We start from the raw sequence: 19,715 nt of genomic DNA, 5'->3' as shown, positions 1-19,715 counted from the left end.
ACAGGGACAATCCATGAGCGAAAACCGCTGGGAAGGTATCGACGAGTTTGTCGCCGTCGCCGAATGCAGCCAGTTCACCGCCGCGGCCGAGCGTCTGGGAGTGTCCTCGTCCCATATCAGCCGACAGGTGGTGCGCCTTGAAGAACGCCTGCAGACTCGCCTGCTGTATCGCAGCACCCGTAGGGTCACCCTGACCGAGGCTGGACAGACCTTTCTCCAGCATTGCCAGCGCTTGCAGGATGGTCGCGAGGAGGCGCTGCGAGCGGTGGGGGACCTGACCAGCGAACCCAAGGGCATGCTGCGCATGACCTGTGCCGTAGCCTATGGCGAGCGCTTCATCGTGCCGCTGGTGACCAGTTTCATGGGGCTTTATCCGCAATTGCGGGTGGACATCGAACTGAGCAACCGCACGCTGGACCTGGTGCATGAAGGGCTCGACCTAGCGATTCGTCTCGGACGCTTGCAGGACTCACGCCTGGTCGCCGCCCGCCTCGCACCGCGACGCATGTACCTGTGCGCTTCCCCATCCTATCTCGAACGCTATGGACGTCCCCACAGCCTCTCGGAGTTGAGCCGCCATAATTGCCTGGTGGGCAGCACGGACATCTGGCAACTGGAACAAGATGGGCGGGAATTTTCGCAGCGGGTGCAGGGCAACTGGCGCTGCAACAGCGGGCAAGCGGTGCTGGATGCGGCATTGCAAGGGATCGGCTTGTGCCAGCTACCGGATTACTACGTACTGGAACACCTGCAGAACGGCACACTGATTTCTCTGCTGGAGGCCCACCAACCGCCTAACACCGCAGTCTGGGCGCTGTATCCACAGCAGCGACACCTGTCGCCCAAAGTGCGCAAGTTGGTGGATTATCTCAAGCAGGGCCTGGCCGAACGCCCGGAATACCGCGATTTGTAGCCGCAGTTGCAGGCTGCGGCTAAAAGGTTCAGCGCACGTCAGCGGTCGACGGTCAGCGCCGGTTGGACCAGCGCTGGCGCAGCCACTCCAGGTCCTCAGGGCGAGTGACCTTGAGGTTGTCGGAACGCCCTTCGATCAGGCGTGGGGCCTGCCCGGCCCATTCCATCGCCGAAGCCTCATCGGTGATCGCCACATCAGCCACCAGGCTGTCGGCCAGAGCGCGATGTAGCGCCCCGAGGCGGAACATCTGCGGCGTATAGGCTTGCCAGATCAGGCTGCGATCTACGGTTTCCAGGACTCGGCCGTGCTTGTCGATCCGTTTCAGGGTGTCACGAGCGGGCACCGCCAGCAGGCCGCCCACAGGGTCGTCCATCAATTCGCCCAGCAGCTTGTCCAGGTCATCCCGGGACAGGTTGGGACGCGCGGCATCGTGAACCAGCACCCAATCTTCATCGGCAGCGCCTTGGGCGTGCAGATGAAGCAAGGCATTGAGCACCGATCCGGAACGCTCCGCACCACCTTCGACCCGCTGTATCCGCGCATCGTGGGCACAGGCCAGAGTCGGCCAGTAAGGATCCTCAAGCGCCAGACTGACCACCAGCCCCTTGAGGCCAGGGTGGTCGAGAAAACAGCCAAGGCTGTGTTCGAGAATAGTGCGCCCGCCCAGTTGCAGATACTGCTTGGGACGGTCCGCAGCCATACGGGCACCAACGCCCGCGGCAGGAATCACGGCCCAGAAGGCCGGCAATACTTCGTTCATTGGGCCAACTGGTAGAGGGTTTCGCCCTCCTTGACCATGCCCAACTCATGGCGAGCCCGCTCTTCAACGGTCTCCATGCCCTTCTTCAGCTCCATGACTTCCGCATCGAGTACGCGATTTCGCTCCAGCAGACGCTCATTTTCAGCGTGCTGGTCAGCAATCTGCTGAGTCAAGTCAGCGACCTGGGCCAAGCTGCCGTTCCCCACCCACAGGCGGTACTGCAAGCCAGCCAGCAGCAAGAGCAAGACCAGGAACAACCAATTGGGACTGCGCATCGAATATCGGGTATCCAGTGAAAAAAGACAGCCATGCCAACAACTTCGGACCTACTGATAGCACGAAGCCTGGAAGAACCAGGCTTGTGCTCTTAAGGCATCAGATTAGTGGTAAAAAACCCGCTTTAGCGGCTTTCCCGACACAATCTGCTGTCTTTTTACCATTTACCGCTTAACCGCGAAACTCGCTGCGGCCGTTGTACTTGGCCTTGCCGTTCAATTGCTCTTCGATACGCAGCAATTGGTTGTACTTGGAGACCCGGTCGGAACGGCACAGGGAACCGGTCTTGATCTGGCCCGCCGAAGTGCCCACGGCCAGGTCGGCGATGGTCGAATCCTCGGTTTCGCCGGAGCGGTGCGAGATCACTGCGGTGTAACCGGCAGCCTTGGCCATCTGGATGGCTTCCAGGGTTTCGGTCAGGGTGCCGATTTGGTTGAACTTGATCAGGATCGAGTTGGCGATCTTCTTGTCGATGCCCTCTTTCAGGATCTTGGTATTGGTTACGAACAGGTCGTCACCCACCAGTTGTACTTTTTCGCCGATCTTGTCGGTGAGGATTTTCCAGCCAGCCCAGTCGGACTCGTCCAGGCCGTCTTCAATGGAGATGATTGGGTAACGCTGAGTCAGACCTTTCAGGTACTCGGCGAAACCTTCGGAAGTGAACACCTGGCCTTCGCCGGACAGGTTGTACTTGCCGTCTTCATAGAATTCGCTGGCGGCGCAGTCCAGAGCCAGGGTCACGTCGGTACCCAGGGTGTAACCAGCGTTGGCCACGGCTTCGGAGATCACTTTCAGCGCGTCTTCGTTGGACGCCAGGTTCGGCGCGAAACCACCTTCGTCGCCCACAGCGGTGTTCAGGCCACGGGCCTTCAGCACGGCTTTGAGGTGATGGAAAATTTCGGTGCCCATGCGCAGGCCTTCCGAGAAGGACTTGGCGCCAACCGGCTGCACCATGAACTCCTGGATGTCGACGTTGTTATCGGCGTGCTCGCCACCGTTGATGATGTTCATCATCGGCACTGGCATCGAGTAGACACCCGGGGTGCCATTGAGGTTGGCGATGTGCGCGTACAGCGGCAGGTCCTGGTCCTGGGCAGCGGCTTTAGCGGCAGCCAGGGACACCGCGAGGATCGCGTTGGCGCCCAAGGTCGCCTTGTTCTCGGTACCGTCCAGCTGGATCATCGCCTGGTCCAGGGCTTTCTGATCGATCGGGTCTTTACCCAACAACAGGTCGCGGATCGGACCGTTGATGTTGGCTACCGCCTTGAGCACACCCTTGCCCAAGTAACGGCTCTTGTCGCCATCACGCAGCTCCAATGCTTCACGGGAGCCAGTGGAAGCACCGGACGGCGCGCACGCACTGCCGATGATGCCATTGTCGAGAAGCACGTCCGCTTCGACAGTGGGGTTGCCACGGGAGTCGAGAACTTCACGACCTTTGATGTCGACGATTTTTGCCATTGTTGTAAACACTCCAAAGTTGACGAAAACGACGCAGCTGTAGGAAATCTTTTACCGTCGGCAAGGCGGGGAAAGTGGGCAGTCTTGCAGACAATAAGGCTCAGGCCCGGGGGCCTGAGCAATAATCGTGCGGTACTTTACCGGAGAAATCGGTTTTACGCGGTTTCTACCGTCGGAAAACTCTTGACCAGCTCGTCCAGGGCCTTGAGTTGGGCCAGGAACGGCTCGAGCTTGTCCAGGCGCAGGGCGCAGGGACCGTCGCACTTGGCGTTGTCCGGATCCGGGTGGGCTTCAAGGAACAGGCCTGCCAGGGACTGGCTCATGCCGGCCTTGGCCAGGTCGGTGACCTGAGCCCTGCGACCGCCGGCCGAATCGGCACGACCACCCGGCATTTGCAGGGCGTGAGTGACGTCGAAGAATACCGGGTATTCGAACTGCTTCATGATGCCGAAGCCGAGCATGTCCACCACCAGGTTGTTGTAGCCAAAGCTGGAACCGCGCTCGCAAAGGATCAACTGATCGTTGCCGGCTTCTTCGCACTTGCTCAGGATGTGCTGCATTTCCTGGGGCGCGAGGAACTGGGCTTTCTTGATGTTGATCACCGCACCGGTCTTGGCCATGGCCACCACCAGGTCGGTCTGCCGCGAAAGGAAGGCCGGCAGCTGGATGATGTCGCAGACTTCGGCGACCACGGCGGCCTGGGCCGGTTCGTGGACGTCGGTGATGATCGGCACGCCAAAGGCCTGCTTCACGTCTTCGAAAATCCGCATGCCCTCTTCCAGGCCCGGGCCACGGTATGAGGTCACCGACGAGCGGTTGGCCTTATCGAAACTGGCCTTGAACACGTAGGGAATACCGAGTTTCTCGGTAACCCGTACGTATTCTTCACAGACCTGCATCGCCATGTCGCGGCTTTCCAGCACGTTCATGCCGCCGAACAGCACCATCGGTTTGTCGTTGGCGATCTCGATGTTGCCTACGCGGATGATCTTCTGCGCCATCAGGTTCAAGCCTTCTTCTGGTGTTGAGCCAATGCTGCTTTGACGAAACCGCTGAACAGTGGGTGACCGTCACGTGGCGTCGAGGTGAACTCAGGGTGGAACTGGCACGCGACGAACCAAGGATGATCCTGAGCCTCGACCACTTCGACCAGCGCGCCATCGCCGGAACGACCGGAGATTTTCAGGCCGGCGTCAACCAGTTGCGGCAGCAGCTTGTTGTTCACTTCGTAGCGGTGACGGTGACGCTCGACGATCACGTCCTTGGCGTAGCAATCGTGCACCTTGGAGCCCGGCTCCAATAGGCAATCCTGAGCGCCCAGACGCATGGTACCGCCCAGATCGGAAGTTTCGGTGCGGGTCTCGACAGCACCGGTAGCGTCTTCCCACTCGGTGATCAGGCCCACGACCGGGTGGCCGCTAGCGCGATCGAACTCGGTGGAGTTGGCATCTTTCCAACCCATGACGTTACGAGCGAACTCGATGACCGCCACTTGCATGCCCAGGCAGATCCCCAGGTACGGCACCTTGTTTTCGCGAGCGTATTGCACGGCAGTGATCTTGCCTTCCACGCCACGCAGACCGAAGCCACCTGGAACCAGGATCGCATCGACACCTTCCAGCAGCGCGGTACCTTGGTTTTCGATATCTTCGGAATCGATGTAGCGCAGGTTGACCTTGGTGCGATTGCTGATGCCAGCGTGACTCATCGCTTCAATCAGCGACTTGTAGGCGTCTAGCAGCTCCATGTACTTGCCGACCATGGCGATGGTGACTTCGTGTTCCGGGTTCAGCTTGGCATCGACCACAGCTTCCCACTCGGACAGATCGGCACCGGTGCATTGCAGGCCGAAACGCTCGACAACAAAATCATCCAGGCCCTGGGAGTGCAGAATGCCCGGAATCTTGTAGATGGTGTCAGCGTCTTCCAGGGCGATCACCGCACGCTCTTCAACGTTGGTGAATTGCGCGATCTTGCGACGCGAAGAGATGTCGATCGGATGGTCGGAGCGACATACCAGCACGTCCGGTTGCAGGCCGATGGAGCGCAGTTCCTTGACCGAGTGCTGGGTTGGCTTGGTTTTGGTCTCGCCAGCGGTAGCGATGTACGGAACCAGGGTCAGGTGCATCAGCATCGCGCGCTTGGCGCCGACTTCGAAGCGCAGTTGGCGGATAGCTTCCAGGAACGGTTGCGATTCGATGTCACCCACGGTGCCACCGATTTCGACCATTGCCACGTCAGCGTCGCCGGCACCCTTGATGATGCGGCGCTTGATTTCGTCGGTGATGTGCGGAATCACCTGGATGGTTGCACCCAGGTAGTCACCACGGCGCTCTTTGCGCAGCACGTGCTCGTAGACACGGCCGGTGGTGAAGTTGTTGTTCTGGGTCATGGTCGTGCGGATGAACCGCTCGTAGTGGCCCAGGTCCAGGTCGGTCTCGGCGCCGTCGTGGGTGACGAACACTTCACCGTGCTGGAACGGGCTCATGGTGCCCGGGTCGACGTTGATGTACGGGTCCAGCTTGAGCATGGTGACCTTAAGTCCCCGCGCCTCCAGGATGGCCGCCAATGAAGCGGAGGCAATGCCTTTCCCCAATGAAGAAACAACACCGCCCGTGACGAATATGTAGCGCGTCATGAAAAACCCTAGAAGTCTGCGTTAAAGCGGTCAGTGCCGCCGGGGAAAGCGAAGGAAGGCCGAAGCCCCCGATCACCTGCATTAATCACAGTGCACCTTTCAAAAAAACCGCCGCGTTGTGACAGACCGGGTGCAATAACACCGGTACGTTGCTCGCTACACATTTTTTGGAATCGCCCAGCAAAGACTGCTTGGTAATCGGCAACTCCTGCAATTCAGGCGAATCCACAGAAGTTGTATCAAGAAGGGAGCGTAGTCTACCGGAAAGCCCCTTTCAGCTCAAACCTTGATCGCTGGTCGGTGGCACCCAGTGCAATTGCCAGCCTCCCCGGGGGTTTGCACCAAGTGCTGGCAGGTTCGCCAGCGCCAGCAGCCGGTCATTCTGATACAGCAGCGGCAATCTGCCACGGGCAAAGCTCGGCAGCCCGGTTTCGTTGAGCAGACGCTTCAAGTCACGATGGCCGCGCCCAGCTACCTGCATGATTTCACCGCCCTGGCGGTAACGAATATGCAACGGCCCGCTCGGTGCCGGGCCACTGAAGGCAACCCGGCCATTACCCGGCAATTGCAACGGACTCTGCGGATCGCTCCATTCGACGCCCTCCCCGACCGACTGCAGCCAAACGCCGGACAACCACCAGATACGCCCTGCAGCACGGTGCAACTCGCCATCGGCCAAACGCCAAAGCGGCCGTCCCTCGCCTCCCGCATCGCGCAGGTTCTCCCAACCCAGCCAATGATCGGTATCCGGCAAGCGAGTAAACCTGCTCAACCAGTGGCTCAAGGCATTGCGCTGGCGTGCCGGGGACAACTGCTGCAAGGGTGCGAAAGCCAGTGAAGGCAGGCCCAACCAGGGGAAGTTGCTCGAACTCTCAGCAACCGCCAGATCCAACAACGCCAGTTCATCGAGCAAGCCCTTCGCCTCACTGAGATGCGCAGCACTACGACTCATGCTCGCCGCCGCCTGGGGCCAGCGAGCAATCAACGACGGCATGACCTGATGCCGCAGGTAATTGCGCGAGTACTGATGATCCGCGTTGGAAGGGTCCTCGACCCAACTCAGCCGATGCTCCGCGGCATAGCTCTCAAGATCGGCGCGAGACACGTCCAGCAAAGGCCGCAGCAGATGTCCCCTTCCCAAAGGCCGGGTTTCCGGCATCGCTGATAATCCTCTGACCCCGGCACCGCGCAACAGACGAAACAACAGGGTTTCAGCCTGGTCGTCGCGATGCTGCGCCGTCAGCAGCACTTCATTGACGCCAATCACGCGCTCGAAGGCGCCATAGCGCGCATCTCGGGCAGCGCGCTCCAGGCTGGCACCAGCTTGCACTTGGACATGAACCACCTGCAAAGGGACACCCAAGGCATCACAGAACACCTGACAATGGGTCGGCCAGGCATCCGCAGCCGCTTGCAGTCCGTGATGGACATGCACAGCTGTCAGAGTCGGAAGGGAGTGTTGTTGCGCCAGATTGGCAAGGAGGTGCAGCAGAACGGTGGAATCCAGGCCACCGGAGAAAGCGATGCGCCAGGTCGAGGCTTCACGCCAGGGCGCCAGGTTTTGCAGCAATTTGGCAGAGAGAAGGTTCATCAACCGATCAAGACCTATAGGAGCGGCTAGGCGGTGTTGCGCTTGCCCACGATAAAGGATGGCGCCGTAATCGGATCGATCAACAGCGCCAGGGTCGCTAGCAAACGGAGCGCCGCCCGGCGACTCCTACAAGGGAGAACGACGGTCGATCAGAGACCGTAGCTCATTAGACGGTCATAACGACGAGCCAGCAACGTGTCGTTATCCATCTCCTTGAGCATCGCCAGTTGCGAGCTGAGTTCGGCACGGATTGACGCGGCAGCAGTGGCTGGATCGCGATGGGCGCCGCCCAGCGGCTCACCGATCACCTTGTCGACAATCCCCAGGCCCTTCAGGCGCTCAGCAGTAATGCCCATCGCTTCAGCCGCGTCTGGGGCCTTTTCCGAGGTTTTCCACAGGATAGAGGCACAGCCTTCCGGCGAGATCACCGCGTAGGTGGAGTACTGCAGCATGTTCAACTGGTCGCAGACACCGATGGCCAACGCGCCGCCGGAACCACCCTCACCGATCACGGTGGCGATGATAGGGGTCTTCAGACGCGACATGACCCGCAGGTTCCAGGCAATCGCCTCGCTCTGGTTGCGCTCTTCTGCGTCGATGCCTGGATAGGCGCCCGGGGTGTCGATAAAGGTCAGGATCGGCATCTTGAAGCGTTCGGCCATTTCCATCAGGCGGCAGGCCTTGCGGTAGCCTTCCGGACGCGGCATGCCGAAGTTGCGGCGGACCTTCTCGCGCACTTCACGGCCTTTCTGGTGACCGATGATCATCACCGGCTGCTCGTCCAGGCGCGCAATCCCGCCGACAATCGCGGCGTCGTCGGAGAAGTGGCGATCGCCGTGCAGCTCGTCGAACTCGGTAAAGATGTGCTGGATGTAGTCCAGGGTGTACGGACGACGCGGGTGCCGCGCCAGACGTGCGATCTGCCAGCTGGTGAGCTTGCCGAAGATGTCCTCGGTCAGGGTATTGCTCTTGTCCTGCAGGCGGGAAATCTCATCGCCGATATTCAGCGAATTGTCATTACCGACCAAGCGCAACTCTTCGATCTTGGCTTGCAGGTCGGCGATCGGCTGTTCGAAATCAAGAAAATTCGGGTTCATAGGCGTCCGTCTGGGCTCGACGTCCAAGGGGGCTTGGGCCGGCCGGTTGTCTATTCGCGCCCTACCTTAAGGGACGGACGCGTTGAGGTCGAGATTAAAAATTCAAGTGGCGATGAGGCGCAATGATGGCACCTCACCGTCAACGGTATTGGAGGAAGACGTTGTCTCGCCCGAACTGGTCACGCAGGGCTTGAATCAAGCTGTCCGCCGGGTCGATCCGCCAGTTCTCGCCAAACTGCAGCAGGGCCTTGGCGTCATCCCGTGTGTATTCCATGGTAATCGGGCACGCACCGCGGTGGCGCTTGAACAGATCACCCAGCCAGCGTAGCTGATCGCCCTTCAGGGCATCGCTGTGGACTTTCAGGCGCAGGCTTTCCGCCAGGTTGGTCCGCGCATCCTCCATGCTCATCACCCGCTTGACCCGCAGGCGCAGGCCGCCGGAGAAGTCGTCGTTGCTGACCTCGCCCTCCACCACCACCATCGCGTCGGTCTGCAGCAGCGACTGCGCCGAGTGGAACGCATCGGCAAACAGCGAGGCTTCAATCCGCCCCGAGCGGTCGTCGAGGGTGATGAAGCCCATCTTGTCGCCCTTTTTGTTCTTCATTACCCGCAGGGCAATGATCATTCCCGCTACGGTCTGGGTATCCCGGGCCGGCTTAAGATCGATGATGCGCTGACGGGCGAAACGACGGATCTCGCCTTCGTATTCGTCGATCGGGTGCCCGGTCAGGTACAGCCCCAGGGTGTCTTTCTCGCCTTTCAGGCGCTCCTTGAGGGTCAGTTCCTTGGCCTTGCGATGGTTGGCGTAGACATCCGCATCCTCATCGACGAACACCCCGCCAAACAGGTCGGCGTGGCCACTGTCGTGGGTACGGGCGGTCTGCTCCGCAGCCTTGATCGCTTCTTCCATGGCCGCCAGCAGCACCGCGCGGTTCTGGTCGATGTTGGCCTGGTAGGCCTTGGGCTCATCGAAAAAGTGCGGACCGAGGCGGTCCAGGGCGCCACTGCGAATCAGGCCGTCCAGGGTCCGTTTGTTGATGCGCTTGAGGTCGACCCTGGCACAGAAATCGAACAGGTCCTTGAAAGGGCCTTCCGCTCGGGCTTCGGTGATGGCTTCCACCGGCCCCTCACCGACCCCCTTGATCGCACCCAGGCCATACACGATGCGACCTTCGTCGTTCACCGTGAATTTGAACTCGGAGGTGTTCACGTCCGGTGCATCGAGGCGCAGCTTCATGATCCGCACTTCCTCGATCAAGGTCACGACCTTGTCGGTGTTGTGCATATCCGCGGAAAGTACCGCCGCCATGAACGGCGCCGGGTAGTGCGCCTTCAGCCAGGCAGTCTGGTACGACACCAGGCCGTAGGCAGCGGAGTGGGATTTGTTGAAGCCATAACCGGCGAATTTTTCCACCAGGTCGAAAATGTTACCCGCCAGGTCCGGGTCGATATTGTTGGAGACGCACCCCTCAATGAAGCCACCACGCTGCTTGGCCATTTCTTCGGGTTTTTTCTTACCCATGGCGCGACGCAGCATGTCCGCACCACCCAGGGTGTAACCGGCCATGACCTGGGCAATCTGCATCACCTGTTCCTGATACAGGATGATGCCGTAAGTCGGCGCCAGCACAGGCTTGAGCCCTTCGTACTGGTAGTCCGAGTGCGGGTAGGCCAGTTCGGCGCGACCGTGCTTACGGTTGATGAAGTCATCCACCATGCCCGATTGCAGCGGGCCCGGTCGGAACAGGGCCACCAGTGCGATCAAGTCTTCGAGGCAGTCGGGCTTGAGCTTCTTGATCAGCTCCTTCATGCCACGGGATTCCAGCTGGAACACCGCCGTGGTTTCAGCTTTTTGCAGCAGGCTGTAAGTCGGTTTGTCATCCAGAGGGATGAAGGCGATGTCCAGCGGCTCCTCACCGACCTTGGCACGGTCGCGGTTGATCGTCTTCAGAGCCCAGTCGATGATGGTCAGGGTCCGCAAGCCGAGGAAGTCGAACTTCACCAGGCCGGCAGCCTCGACGTCATCCTTGTCGAACTGGGTAACCAGGCCGCCACCCTCTTCATCGCAATAGATCGGCGAGAAGTCGGTGAGCTTGGTTGGCGCGATCACCACACCACCGGCGTGCTTGCCGACGTTACGCACTACGCCTTCGAGCTTGCGCGCCATCTCCCAGATTTCTGCCGCCTCTTCATCGACCTTGATGAAGTCCCGCAGGATCTCTTCCTGCTCATAGGCTTTTTCCAGGGTCATGCCGACTTCGAAGGGGATCATCTTCGACAGGCGGTCGGCCAGGCCGTAGGACTTGCCCTGCACCCGCGCCACGTCACGGACCACAGCCTTGGCCGCCATGGAACCGAAGGTGATGATCTGGCTCACCGCGTTGCGGCCGTATTTCTCGGCCACGTAGTCGATCACCCGGTCACGACCGTCCATGCAGAAGTCGACGTCGAAGTCGGGCATGGAGACCCGTTCCGGGTTAAGGAAACGTTCGAACAGTAGGTCGTATTCCAGCGGATCGAGGTCAGTGATCTTCTGCACGTAGGCTACCAGGGAACCAGCACCCGAGCCTCGGCCCGGACCTACCGGCACGCCATTGCTCTTGGCCCACTGGATAAAGTCCATAACGATCAGGAAGTAACCGGGGAAGCCCATCTGGATGATGATATCCAGCTCGAAATTCAGCCGGTCGACATAGACCTGACGCTTGGCTTCATAGTCCTCGGTGGTGTCCTTGGGCAGCAGCACGCTGAGGCGCTCGTCCAGCCCGTCAAAGGAAACCTTGCGGAAATACTCATCGATGGTCATGCCATCGGGGATCGGGTAGTCGGGCAGGAAGTGCTTGCCCAGCTTGACCTCGATGTTGCAGCGTTTGGCGATTTCGACGGTGTTTTCCAGCGCCTCGGGCAGATCGCTGAACAGCTCGGCCATCTCCTCGGCACTTTTCAGATACTGCTGATCGCTGTAGTTTTTCGAGCGGCGCGGGTCATCCAGGGCTCGGCCTTCACCGATACATACTCGGGTCTCGTGAGCGGCAAAGTCTTCCTGCTTGATAAAGCGCACATCGTTGGTCGCCACCAGCGGCGCACCGATCTTGTCGGCCAGGGCCACGGCGGCGTGCAGTTGCTCTTCGTCATTGGGCCGGTTGGTGCGCTGTACTTCCAGGTAGAAACGCTCCGGGAACACCGCCATCCATTCGCGCGCCAGGGTTTCGGCCACTTCTAGGTCGCCGGCAATCAGGGCCATGCCGATCTCGCCCTCCTTGGCCGCCGAGAGCATGATCAGACCTTCCGCGGCCTCTGCCACCCATTCGCGCTCGATGATGATCTGGCCATTGCGCTGACCATCGATAAAGCCGCGGGAAATCAGCTCGGTGAGGTTGCGATAACCCAAGGCATTCATCGCCAGCAGGCTGATGCGGCTCAGGGGGTTATCCGGGTCCTTGTTCGACAGCCACAGGTCGGCACCGCAGATCGGCTTGATTCCGGCGCCCATGCTGGTCTTGTAGAACTTGACCAGGGAACACATGTTGTTCTGGTCGGTAACCGCCACTGCCGGCATGCCCATGCCAGTCAGCGCCTTGACCAGCGGCTTGATCCGCACCAGACCGTCGACCAGGGAGTATTCAGTGTGCAGGCGCAGGTGAACGAATGAAGCCGGCATAGTGATCCTGTAATAAGCGCGAAAACAACAAGGCCCGGAAATCAGGCGATTTAAAGGCAGCGAGCTCGGTAAACATCGTTGAACAACAGCTAGAAATGCTCATTGACTGACATCAACTGCACTTTATCGCCATCGCTCGCCTTGTCTTACCGTCACTCTTCAGTCTTTAAAGCAGCCGGATTGTACCGGGCCTTAACTAAAACATCAGCCTCAGGACTGAATCTCGCCCTGCGCCTCACGCACTTCGTAGGCTTGACGCACAGGGGCAAAGGAACGCCGGTGAATTGGCGTCGGCCCCAACCGTGCCAGGGCCTCCAGGTGCACCGGAGTTGGGTAGCCTTTGTGACCGCCAATGCCGTAGCCCGGGTAAATCAACTCGAACGCGGCCATTTCACGGTCACGACTGACCTTGGCCAGAATCGATGCGGCGGCAATCGCCGGAACCTTGCTATCACCCTTGACTACCGCTTCTGCCGGCATCGCCAGCTTCGGACAACGGTTGCCATCGATCATTGCCAACTTCGGGGTCACGCTCAGGCCTTCCACCGCGCGCTGCATGGCCAACATGGTGGCGTGGAGAATGTTCAGCTCATCAATCTCTTCGACTTCGGCCCGGGCAATGCACCAGCTCAAGGCTTTTTCGCAGATCTCGTCGAACAGCTTCTCACGACGGGCCTCGGTGAGTTTCTTCGAGTCGTTGAGGCCGAGAATCGGCCGATTCGGATCGAGAATCACCGCCGCAGTGACCACCGCGCCACACAAGGGCCCGCGGCCGACTTCGTCGACACCGGCCACCAGGTCTTCGGCATCCGCCACCAAAGAGAAATCCAGGCCCATCTGCATCTTCGAGTTACTCACTGTGGGTTCCGATCAGTTCAAGTACCGCTCGCGCCGCTTGGTTGGACGCATCACGACGCAAGGTTCGATGGATCTGGTCAAAACCGCGGGTCTGCTCTTCACCACCTTCGATCAGCGGTGACAAGGTCTGAGCCAAAGCCTCTGCGGTAGCGTCATCCTGCAGCAACTCGGGCACCAGCAAACGCTGAGCCAACAAGTTCGGCAAGGAAATATAAGGGCTCTTGACCATGCGCTTGAGAATCCAGAAGGTCAGCGGCGCCAGGCGGTAAGCCACCACCATCGGTCGCTTGTAGAGCAAGGCTTCCAGGGTCGCGGTGCCAGAGGCGATCAACACCGCGTCACAGGCGGCCAGAGCCTTGTGCGACTGACCATCGAGCAAGGTCAGCGGCAAATCACGACTGGCCAGCAGCTCTTCCAACTGGACGCGTCGCTCCGGACTGGCGCACGGCATGATGAAGCGCACGCCAGGACGCATGGCCCGTAAGCGCTGAGCAGCATCGAGGAACAAGCCGCCCAGGCGCCCTACTTCACCGCCTCGGCTGCCAGGCATCAAGGCCACCAGCGGCCCCTCGGGCAAGCCCAACTCTGCACGCGCTGCCGCCCGATCGGCTTGCAGCGGAATAGCATCGGCCAGGGAATGGCCAACGAACTTCACCGGAACGCCTTTCTCTTCGTAGAACTTCGCCTCGAAGGGAAACAGAGTCAGCATCAGGTCGCAGCCTTCGCGAATCTTCAGCACACGCTTCTGCCGCCAGGCCCAGACGGAAGGACTGACGTAATGCACCGTCTTGATGCCGGCCTGGCGCAGCTTGAGCTCAATGTTCAGGGTGAAATCAGGAGCATCGATACCGATGAATACATCCGGCTTTTCAGCGATCAGGGTCTGGACCAGCTTCTTGCGGCGAGCCAATAGCTCACGCAAGCGTCCAAGCACTTCCACCAAGCCCATGACCGCCAGGCGCTCCATCGGGAAGTAGGATTTCAGGCCTTCGGCCTCCATCAACGGACCGCCGACCCCAATGAATTTGACAGCCGGGTGCTGAGCCTTGAGCGCGCGCATCAAACCGGCGCCGAGAATATCGCCGGAGGCTTCGCCAGCCACCAGCGCAATACACAGAGTGTTCATGATTAACGGGTGATGCCGCGAGTCGAAGACTGGATCGAGTCACGAAATATCGCGACTTCGGAAAACTGTGCAGCCGGCTCGGCCAGTTCGGCCAAGGCTTGATCCACCGTCAGCCCCTGGCGGTAAACCACCTTGTAGGCGCGCCGTAGTGCATGGAGCGCATCTTCGCTGAAACCACGACGACGCATGCCTTCAAAGTTCATGCTGCGGGCCTCAGCAGGATTGCCGAACACCGTGACGAATGCAGGCACATCCTTGCCGATAGCCGTGCCCATGCCGGAAAAGCTGTGAGCGCCAATATGGCAATACTGATGCACCAGGGTAAAACCGGAGAGAATCGCCCAGTCATCCACATGCACATGGCCAGCCAACGCCGTGTTGTTAACCAGAATGCAGTGGTTACCAATAACGCTGTCATGGCCGATATGGGCATAGGCCATGATCAAGTTATGGTCGCCCAGCGTGGTTTCGGAACGATCCTGGACGGTGCCACGGTGAATGGTCACGCCTTCGCGGATCACATTGTGGTCACCGATCACCAGGCGGGTTTCCTCGCCCTTGTACTTCAGATCAGGGGTGTCCTCACCTACCGAAGAAAACTGGTAGATGCGGTTGTGCTTCCCAATCCGGGTGGGGCCTCTGAGAATCACGTGGGGCCCGATCACGGTGCCCTCGCCGATTTCCACACCGGCACCAATGATCGACCACGGGCCAACCTCAACGCCGTCGGCCAGAACGGCCGTCGGATCGATGATTGCGCGAGGGTCAATCAAACTCACAGTTTGCGTTCCGCACAGATAATTTCAGCGGAGCATACTGGCTTGCCATCCACCGACGCCTGGCACTCGAACTTCCAGATCTGACGCTTGCAGCTGATGAACTTGGCTTCAAGGATCAACTGGTCGCCCGGCAGCACCGGCTGGCGGAAACGCAGTTTGTCGGAACCGACGAAGTAGTAGAGGGTGCCATCGGCCGGCTTCACGTCGAGCATCTTGAAACCGAGAATGCCCGCAGCCTGAGCCATGGCTTCGATGATCAATACGCCCGGCATGATCGGATGCGCAGGGAAGTGACCATTGAAGAATGGCTCGTTGATGCTGACATTTTTGTAGGCACGAATGCACTTGCCCTCAACATCCAGGTCCACTACCCGATCCACCAACAGGAAAGGGTAACGGTGAGGCAAGTATTCGCGAATCTCGTTGATGTCCATCATTTCGGGGGGAAGCCTGTAGTAAAGAGTGGGAGCGTGCGACTAACGCACGCTCCTCTAGCAAATCAAGGAGGCCGTCTAGCGGCTGAGCACACTTGATATGGAAATGGTATCAGCCATCAGATGAAGCATTGCCGCCAGGGGTCACGTCCCCAACGCGCTTTTCCAACTGACGCAGACGCCGCGCGAGATCATCGAGCTGGCGGATGCGTGCCGCGCTTTTGCGCCACTCGGCAGCAGGCTGCATGGCCGTACCGGAAGAGTAGGCACCCGGCTCGGTAATCGAGTGGGTCACCATGGTCATCCCGGTGAGGAATACGTTGTCACAAACCTCAATGTGGCCCACCAGGCCCACACCGCCGGCGAGCATACAGTGCTTGCCGATCTTGGTACTGCCGGAAATCCCCACACAAGCCGCCATGGCAGTGTGATCGCCGATCTGCACGTTGTGAGCGATCTGAATCTGGTTGTCCAGCTTCACGCCATTGCCAATGAGGGTATCAGCCAGCGCACCGCGGTCGATCGCGGTGTTGACCCCGATCTCCACATCATCACCGATGGTCACGCCGCCGATCTGCGCAATCTTCTGCCAGATGCCTTTCTCATTGGCGAAACCGAAGCCTTCACCGCCCAGCACCGCCCCCGACTGGATGACCACACGCTTGCCGATGCGCACATCGTGGTACAGCGTTACCCGCGGGGCCAGCCAACCGCCTTCGCCGATTTCGCAGCGGGCGCCAATGAAACAATGGGCACCGATGGTCACCCCAGCCGCAATTCGCACACCACTCTCGATCACCGCGAACGCACCGATGCTCGCCGCAGGATCCACCAACGCATCAGCAGCAATCACCGCGGAAGGATGGATGCCAGCCGCAGCCTTGGGCTTGGGGTCGAACAAATGGGAAACCCGTGCATAGGACGAGTAAGGGTCAGCCACCACCAGTGCATCACCGGCATAGGTCTCGGCATCGGCGGCCTTCAACAGCACCGCGCCGGCCTGGTTATCCAGCAGATACTTGCGGTATTGAGGGTTTGCCAAAAAGCTCAACTGAGCTGGGCCAGCCTCCTGCAAGGTGGCTAGCCCAGTGATTTCCTTCTCCGCGTCGCCACGTAAGGTGGCGCCGAGGAACTCGGCCAACTGGCCGAGCTTCATAGTCGCGGTCATGGTTTACTTCAGCTGATTCATGCGCTCGATAACCTGGCGGGTGATGTCGTACTGAGGCTTGACATCGATCACTGCGCCACGTTCGAAGACCAGATCGAAAGCACCTTTCTTGATGACTTCTTCAACTGCGCTGTCCAGCTTCGGCTTCAACTGCTTGAGCATTTCACGGTCAGCCACGGCTTTGGCTTCGTTCAGTTCCTTGGATTGGAACTGGAAATCACGGGCCTTTTGCTTGAACTCGAGTTCCAGACGCTCACGCTCGCCTTGCTGCATCTTGTCGCCACCGGCAACCAGGCGATCCTGGATGCCCTTGGCACTGCTTTCCAACGTTTTCAGCTTGGTCAGTTGCGGGCCGAACTTCTTCTCTGCGTCCACTGCGTACTTCTTCGCAGCGTCGGATTCCAGCAAAGCCATCTGATAGTTCAGTACAGCAATTTTCATGTCGGCAAATGCCGGGCTCGCGACCAGAACGGTGGCCAGGAGAACCAATTGAGTCAACTTACGCACGATGCACTCCTACAAAATCCATTGTCGTTATCTTGGATCAGGCTATTAGAAAGTCTGACCGAGGGAGAATTGAAACACCTGAGTTTCAGCGTTATTCGGTTTCTTCACTGGCATTGCCAGGGCAAAACTCAGTGGGCCCAGGGCGGTGACCCAAGTCACACCAACACCCACGGAGCTGGCCAAATTGCTGAGACTGATGTCGTTGCACTGCGTATTGGAGGAAACGCCGTTGGTATTTTTTACGTTCGAGCATTTGGAGTCGAATACGTTACCCACATCCCAGAACACCGAAGTCCGCAGAGAACGCTGATCCTTGACGAATGGCAGTGGAAACAGCAATTCAGCACCACCTTGGATCAACACGTTACCACCGAACGGCAGCGGATCCTGATCCGGGTCAGCTGCAGTGCCAGCGTTGCCGGTCGCATTAACACCACGACTTGGGGTACTACGCGGACCCAAGGTGCTGTCTTTGAAACCACGAACCGAGTTGAAACCACCAGCATAGTAGTTCTCGTAGAACGGCAAGCCATTGGTAGAACCATAGCCATCGCCATAGCCCAACTCGGTGTGGAAGCGCATGGTGTAATTTTCAGTCAGCGGCTGGAACAACTGGCCACGGTAGTCGAGCTTGAAGAACGACAGGTCGCTACCCGGAGTGGTTGCTTCCAGAACCAGGCTCTGAGAGTGGCCACGAGTGGCCAGCACGCCTTTGTTCAGGGTCGACTCGGACCAGCCGGCGGAAGCCTTGAAGTTAAGGTAGTTACTGCCCTGCTGGTTCACGAAGTCAAAAATTTCGTCGACGGTGTACAGGCCAGTCTTGATCTTGTCCTGTTGCGCAGTCAGACCGAAGGTCAGACGCGAAGTCTCACTGATCGGGTAACCCACGCTGACGCCGGCACCCAGGCTATCCACCGCATAGCTGGCGACGTTGACATCGAGGTCTTTGTAGTCAGTGGTGCGATAGAAGGCGTTGTAACCCAGGCTCACGCCATCGGCAGTCCAGTAGGGGTCTACGTAGCCGAAGTTGTAGCGGCTCTGGTATTCGCTGCGGGTCAGGCCGATGCTGACCTTGTTACCGGTACCCAGGAAGTTGTTCTGAGTGATCGAACCTCCGAGGATCAGGCCAGCACTCTGGGCAAAACCGACACTGGCGGTGATCGAGCCGGAGGCTTGTTCTTCAACGGCGTAATTCACGTCAACCTGGTCATCGACACCCGGAACAGCCGGGGTCTCGACGTTGACTTCCTTGAAGAAGCCCAGGCGCTCAAGACGGGTCTTGGATTGGTCGATCAGGTAGGTCGACGCCCAACCGCCTTCCATCTGACGCATTTCACGACGCAATACCTCGTCCTCGGACTTGGTATTGCCACGGAAGTTGATGCGGTTGACGTAAGCACGCTTGCCCGGGTCCACCACGAAGGTGATGTCCACTGTGTGATCTTCGTCGTGTGGCTGAGGCACGCCGTTGACGTTGGCGAAGGTATAACCCTCGTTACCCAGACGGCGGGTGATCAGTTCAGAAGTGGTGGTCATCAGCTTGCGCGAGAACACCTGGCCCTTTTCCACCAGCAGCAACGCCTTGACCTGGTCTTCAGGCACTTTCAAGTCACCGCTGAGCTTCACGTCACGAACGCTGTACTTCTCGCCTTCGTTGACGTTAACAGTGATGTAGACGTGCTTCTTGTCCGGGGTGATGGACACCTGGGTCGAAGCGATATCCATGTTGATATAGCCGCGGTCCAGGTAATAGGAACGCAGACGCTCCAGGTCACCGGAGAGTTTTTCACGGGCGTACTTATCATCGTTCTTGAAGAACGACAGCCAGTTGGTGGTCTTCAGCTCGAACAGGCCGATCAAGTCTTCATCAGGGAAGACCGTGTTACCCACCACGTTGATGTGCTGGATGGCAGCGACCGTGCCTTCGTTGATATTGACCTTCAGGCCAACCCGGTTACGTGGCTGCGGCACCACTTCGGTCTCAACGGTAGCCGAGTAACGGCCCTGAGCGACATATTGACGCTGCAGCTCGTTACGCACGCCTTCGAGGGTCGCACGCTGGAAGATTTCACCTTCAGCCAGACCGGACTGCTTGAGGCCTTTCATCAGGTCTTCAGTAGAGATCGCCTTGTTGCCTTCGATCTCGATACTGGCAACCGACGGCCGTTCGACTACCGTGATGACCAGAACGTTGCCATCGCGGCCCAGTTGGATATCTTGAAAGAAACCGGTTTTGAACAGCGCACGAGTGGATTCCACCAGGCGACGATCGTCCGCCTGCTCACCGACGTTCAACGGCAAGGCCCCAAAGACGCTACCCGCGGAAACGCGCTGGAGGCCGTTGACCCGGATATCGGAGATAGTGAAGGACTCGGCGTGAACTTCGGCGATCATCAATACGGTGAGAACCGCAGTTAGCAGCAGACGTTTCATGAAGTCCTTTCTT

16 protein-coding genes are annotated in these 19,715 nt (G+C 59.1%); 1 reads left to right on the top strand and 15 read right to left on the bottom strand.

What is annotated here, in order from left to right; translation table 11 throughout:
- The first annotated feature begins 13 nt into the window (after positions 1-13).
- Complete coding sequence (locus tag GV818_RS16755; RefSeq protein WP_161757944.1) at positions 14-913, top strand: LysR family transcriptional regulator; 900 nt, start codon at positions 14-16, stop codon at positions 911-913.
- Between the two features lie 52 nt (positions 914-965).
- Here the strand turns inward: GV818_RS16755 and ispD are convergent, their stop codons facing one another.
- The 15 genes from ispD to bamA all read right to left on the bottom strand — a co-directional run bounded on the left by ispD (position 966) and on the right by bamA (position 19,702).
- Positions 966-1,673: a 2-C-methyl-D-erythritol 4-phosphate cytidylyltransferase gene (gene ispD / locus GV818_RS16750; RefSeq protein WP_161757945.1), complete on the bottom strand. Its 708-nt coding sequence runs from the start codon at positions 1,671-1,673 to the stop codon at positions 966-968.
- Positions 1,670-1,948, bottom strand: coding sequence for a cell division protein FtsB (gene ftsB, locus GV818_RS16745; protein WP_011059544.1), 279 nt, complete (start codon positions 1,946-1,948; stop codon positions 1,670-1,672). The genes ispD and ftsB overlap by 4 nt, the downstream gene beginning before the upstream one ends.
- 172 nt (positions 1,949-2,120) lie before the next feature.
- Positions 2,121-3,410 carry a phosphopyruvate hydratase gene (eno, locus tag GV818_RS16740; RefSeq protein ID WP_161757946.1) on the bottom strand — a complete coding sequence of 430 codons (1,290 nt, stop codon included), beginning with the start codon at positions 3,408-3,410 and terminating at the stop codon, positions 2,121-2,123.
- Positions 3,411-3,565: 155 nt separating this feature from the next.
- Positions 3,566-4,411 carry a 3-deoxy-8-phosphooctulonate synthase gene (gene kdsA / locus GV818_RS16735; RefSeq protein ID WP_161757947.1) on the bottom strand — a complete coding sequence of 282 codons (846 nt, stop codon included), beginning with the start codon at positions 4,409-4,411 and terminating at the stop codon, positions 3,566-3,568.
- Between the two features lie 5 nt (positions 4,412-4,416).
- A complete protein-coding gene (locus GV818_RS16730) occupies positions 4,417-6,048 on the bottom strand; it encodes a CTP synthase (RefSeq protein ID WP_161757948.1) in 1,632 nt (543 codons plus the stop codon).
- A 274-nt stretch (positions 6,049-6,322) separates the two neighbouring features.
- Positions 6,323-7,639, bottom strand: coding sequence for a tRNA lysidine(34) synthetase TilS (gene tilS / locus GV818_RS16725; RefSeq protein WP_161777022.1), 1,317 nt, complete (start codon positions 7,637-7,639; stop codon positions 6,323-6,325).
- A gap of 149 nt (positions 7,640-7,788) precedes the next feature.
- Complete coding sequence (locus GV818_RS16720) at positions 7,789-8,736, bottom strand: acetyl-CoA carboxylase carboxyltransferase subunit alpha (RefSeq protein WP_161757950.1); 948 nt, start codon at positions 8,734-8,736, stop codon at positions 7,789-7,791.
- A 139-nt stretch (positions 8,737-8,875) separates the two neighbouring features.
- Positions 8,876-12,397 carry a DNA polymerase III subunit alpha gene (gene dnaE / locus GV818_RS16715; RefSeq protein WP_161757951.1) on the bottom strand — a complete coding sequence of 1,174 codons (3,522 nt, stop codon included), beginning with the start codon at positions 12,395-12,397 and terminating at the stop codon, positions 8,876-8,878.
- 210 nt (positions 12,398-12,607) lie between these two features.
- Positions 12,608-13,240: a ribonuclease HII gene (gene rnhB, locus GV818_RS16710; protein ID WP_161777044.1), complete on the bottom strand. Its 633-nt coding sequence runs from the start codon at positions 13,238-13,240 to the stop codon at positions 12,608-12,610.
- Between the two features lie 7 nt (positions 13,241-13,247).
- Positions 13,248-14,381: a lipid-A-disaccharide synthase gene (gene lpxB / locus GV818_RS16705; protein ID WP_161777021.1), complete on the bottom strand. Its 1,134-nt coding sequence runs from the start codon at positions 14,379-14,381 to the stop codon at positions 13,248-13,250.
- Between the two features lie 2 nt (positions 14,382-14,383).
- Positions 14,384-15,160 carry an acyl-ACP--UDP-N-acetylglucosamine O-acyltransferase gene (lpxA, locus tag GV818_RS16700; protein ID WP_161757953.1) on the bottom strand — a complete coding sequence of 259 codons (777 nt, stop codon included), beginning with the start codon at positions 15,158-15,160 and terminating at the stop codon, positions 14,384-14,386.
- Entirely contained in the window at positions 15,157-15,597 is a 441-nt protein-coding gene (gene fabZ, locus GV818_RS16695) for a 3-hydroxyacyl-ACP dehydratase FabZ (RefSeq protein ID WP_007924058.1), read from the bottom strand. The genes lpxA and fabZ overlap by 4 nt, the downstream gene beginning before the upstream one ends.
- A gap of 109 nt (positions 15,598-15,706) precedes the next feature.
- Positions 15,707-16,762: a UDP-3-O-(3-hydroxymyristoyl)glucosamine N-acyltransferase gene (gene lpxD / locus GV818_RS16690; RefSeq protein ID WP_161757954.1), complete on the bottom strand. Its 1,056-nt coding sequence runs from the start codon at positions 16,760-16,762 to the stop codon at positions 15,707-15,709.
- A gap of 3 nt (positions 16,763-16,765) precedes the next feature.
- Positions 16,766-17,269: an OmpH family outer membrane protein gene (locus tag GV818_RS16685; protein WP_161757955.1), complete on the bottom strand. Its 504-nt coding sequence runs from the start codon at positions 17,267-17,269 to the stop codon at positions 16,766-16,768.
- A gap of 45 nt (positions 17,270-17,314) precedes the next feature.
- Complete coding sequence (gene bamA / locus GV818_RS16680) at positions 17,315-19,702, bottom strand: outer membrane protein assembly factor BamA (RefSeq protein ID WP_161757956.1); 2,388 nt, start codon at positions 19,700-19,702, stop codon at positions 17,315-17,317.
- Positions 19,703-19,715: the final 13 nt, after the last annotated feature.

The sequence above is a fragment of the Pseudomonas sp. Fl4BN1 genome, from assembly GCF_009908285.1.
Classification (GTDB): domain Bacteria; phylum Pseudomonadota; class Gammaproteobacteria; order Pseudomonadales; family Pseudomonadaceae; genus Aquipseudomonas.
This window is presented reverse-complemented; position numbering and strand designations above follow the sequence as displayed.

Excerpts from the sequence above, each read along its gene's own strand:
- GV818_RS16730 (WP_161757948.1), bottom strand. The coding sequence starts at position 6,048 with ATGACGCGCTACATATTCGTCACGGGCGGTGTTGTTTCTTCATTGGGG.
- fabZ (WP_007924058.1), bottom strand. The coding sequence starts at position 15,597 with ATGATGGACATCAACGAGATTCGCGAATACTTGCCTCACCGTTACCCT.
- ispD (WP_161757945.1), bottom strand. The coding sequence starts at position 1,673 with ATGAACGAAGTATTGCCGGCCTTCTGGGCCGTGATTCCTGCCGCGGGC.
- kdsA (WP_161757947.1), bottom strand. The coding sequence starts at position 4,411 with ATGGCGCAGAAGATCATCCGCGTAGGCAACATCGAGATCGCCAACGAC.
- lpxD (WP_161757954.1), bottom strand. The coding sequence starts at position 16,762 with ATGACCGCGACTATGAAGCTCGGCCAGTTGGCCGAGTTCCTCGGCGCC.
- GV818_RS16755 (WP_161757944.1), top strand. The coding sequence starts at position 14 with ATGAGCGAAAACCGCTGGGAAGGTATCGACGAGTTTGTCGCCGTCGCC.
- lpxB (WP_161777021.1), bottom strand. The coding sequence starts at position 14,381 with ATGAACACTCTGTGTATTGCGCTGGTGGCTGGCGAAGCCTCCGGCGAT.
- GV818_RS16720 (WP_161757950.1), bottom strand. The coding sequence starts at position 8,736 with ATGAACCCGAATTTTCTTGATTTCGAACAGCCGATCGCCGACCTGCAA.
- tilS (WP_161777022.1), bottom strand. The coding sequence starts at position 7,639 with ATGAACCTTCTCTCTGCCAAATTGCTGCAAAACCTGGCGCCCTGGCGT.
- bamA (WP_161757956.1), bottom strand. The coding sequence starts at position 19,702 with ATGAAACGTCTGCTGCTAACTGCGGTTCTCACCGTATTGATGATCGCC.
- ftsB (WP_011059544.1), bottom strand. The coding sequence starts at position 1,948 with ATGCGCAGTCCCAATTGGTTGTTCCTGGTCTTGCTCTTGCTGCTGGCT.
- dnaE (WP_161757951.1), bottom strand. The coding sequence starts at position 12,397 with ATGCCGGCTTCATTCGTTCACCTGCGCCTGCACACTGAATACTCCCTG.
- eno (WP_161757946.1), bottom strand. The coding sequence starts at position 3,410 with ATGGCAAAAATCGTCGACATCAAAGGTCGTGAAGTTCTCGACTCCCGT.
- rnhB (WP_161777044.1), bottom strand. The coding sequence starts at position 13,240 with ATGCAGATGGGCCTGGATTTCTCTTTGGTGGCGGATGCCGAAGACCTG.